Origin of the sequence: Cryptosporangium sp. NPDC048952 (assembly GCF_043197895.1) — a bacterium.
Taxonomy (GTDB): Bacteria; Actinomycetota; Actinomycetes; order Mycobacteriales; family Cryptosporangiaceae; genus Cryptosporangium.
The window spans coordinates 3,603-5,108 of sequence record NZ_JBICTY010000019.1 but is presented as its reverse complement, the minus strand read 5'-3'; the positions used below and the strand labels follow the sequence as shown (position 1 = coordinate 5,108).

Here is a 1,506-nt window from a genome sequence, read left to right as displayed (position 1 = left end):
TACGGCTAGCTTTGTGGGCAAGCCCTCGGCCTATTAGTACCGGTCAGCTCCACCTGTTACCAGGCTTCCACATCCGGCCTATCAACCCGATCGTCTACTCGGGGGCCTTAACCACTCAAGGTGGTGGGAGACCTCATCTCGAAGCAGGCTTCCCGCTTAGATGCTTTCAGCGGTTATCCCTTCCGAACGTAGCCAACCAGCCATGCTCCTGGCGGAACAACTGGCACACCAGAGGTTCGTCCGTCCCGGTCCTCTCGTACTAGGGACAGCCCTTCTCAAATCTCCAACGCGCACGGCGGATAGGGACCGAACTGTCTCACGACGTTCTAAACCCAGCTCGCGTACCGCTTTAATGGGCGAACAGCCCAACCCTTGGGACCTACTCCAGCCCCAGGATGCGACGAGCCGACATCGAGGTGCCAAACCATCCCGTCGATATGGACTCTTGGGGAAGATCAGCCTGTTATCCCCGGGGTACCTTTTATCCGTTGAGCGACACCGCTTCCACCAGCCAGTGCCGGATCACTAGTCCCAGCTTTCGCTCCTGCTCGACCTGTCAGTCTCACAGTCAAGCTCCCTTGTGCACTTGCACTCAACACCTGATTGCCAACCAGGCTGAGGGAACCTTTGGGCGCCTCCGTTACATTTTAGGAGGCAACCGCCCCAGTTAAACTACCCACCAGGCACTGTCCCCGACCCCGATCAGGGGCCCGGGTTAGACATCCAATACGACCAGAGTGGTATTTCAACGATGACTCCACGAACACTGGCGTGCCCGCTTCACAGTCTCCCACCTATCCTACACAAGCCGAATCGAACACCAATACCAAGCTATAGTAAAGGTCCCGGGGTCTTTCCGTCCTGCCGCGCGTAACGAGCATCTTTACTCGTAGTGCAATTTCGCCGAGCCTGTGGTTGAGACAGTAGGAAAGTCGTTACGCCATTCGTGCAGGTCGGAACTTACCCGACAAGGAATTTCGCTACCTTAGGATGGTTATAGTTACCACCGCCGTTTACTGGCGCTTAAGTTCTCAGCTTCGCCCTAACGGACTAACCGGTCCCCTTAACGTTCCAGCACCGGGCAGGCGTCAGTCCGTATACATCGTCTTACGACTTCGCACGGACCTGTGTTTTTAGTAAACAGTCGCTTTCCCCTGGTCTCTGCGGCCATACAACGCTCCCCCAGCAAGTGGGATCACGTCTCCGGCCCCCCTTCTCCCGAAGTTACGGGGGTATTTTGCCGAGTTCCTTAACCACAGTTCGCTCGATCGCCTTGGTATTCTCTACCTGACCACCTGTGTCGGTTTAGGGTACGGGCCGCTCGGATCTCGCTAGAGGCTTTTCTCGGCAGCATAGGATCACTCACTTCGCCACAACGGCTCCCCATCAGGTCTCAGACATATGAACCACGGATTTACCAATGGCCCGTCCTACACCCTTAGCCCGGCACCACCATTCACCGGGATGAGCTACCTTCCTGCGTCACCCCATCGCTTGACTACTACC

General features: G+C 56.5%; 1 rRNA gene (cut by a window edge). It reads right to left on the bottom strand.

From position 1 onward, the window contains the following. Positions 1–13 precede the first annotated feature (13 nt). Positions 14–1,506, bottom strand: a 23S ribosomal RNA gene (locus ACGFY5_RS45070); it runs 1,661 nt beyond the window's last position.